Raw genomic sequence first — 711 nt, forward strand, 5'->3', positions numbered from 1 at the left:
ACCTCAGCGCCGCCCAGCGAGTTGCACACCGTTTCGATGGCGGAGATACCGGGTGCCTCTTGCAGGCCTATGGCCTTGCAGATCTCCGAACCGATCAGGTCCGGATTGTCAATTTCTCTCAACTGTACGAAAAACACGCCCCGTGAAAACAAGCTCAGCGCCGATCTGCCAGCGTGCATCGCCAAGCTTGTCTTGCCCACGCCGCCGGCGCCCGTCAGCGTAACAATACGGCTCTTTTTATCGGCCAGGATTTGATTTAGCCGGGCTAATTCCAGGCGCCGACCGTAGAGAACCGGCAAATCGGACGGGAGGTTGGTGCGATTGGCGCCGATCGATGAGATAGGTGCAAATTCGCTTTGTAGTCCCGAGACCACCAGATCGAACAGCGCTTCAGGATAGCGAAGATCCTTGAGGCGATGAAATCCGAGATCGCGGACCTTCACGGTCGCTCCGATGAGGCCTTCCGCCAGTTCATCGCGGACAACGTTCGAAATGACGATCTGACCTCCGTGTGCCACCGATGCGATACGAGCCGCACGATGCACCTCTATCCCGGTTATGGTGGCATCGTGTCTTCTCACAGTTCCGGAATGCAGGCCCATCCGGACCAGTGGCTTGCATCCTTGAGCCCATTCTTCTTTCGTTAGAGCAAATTGGGCGTCAATCGCTGCCTGAACCGCTTGGGTGGAGGCGGGAAAGAGTGCGAATACA

General features: G+C 57.1%; 1 protein-coding gene. It reads right to left on the minus strand.

What is annotated here, in order from left to right; translation table 11 throughout:
• Window positions 1-711, minus strand: a 711-nt coding sequence (locus AC0C6X_RS30100) for an adenylate/guanylate cyclase domain-containing protein (protein ID WP_472956694.1), incomplete at both ends; no start/stop codon positions are given.

The organism is Ensifer sp. VA4 (genome assembly GCF_055710065.1).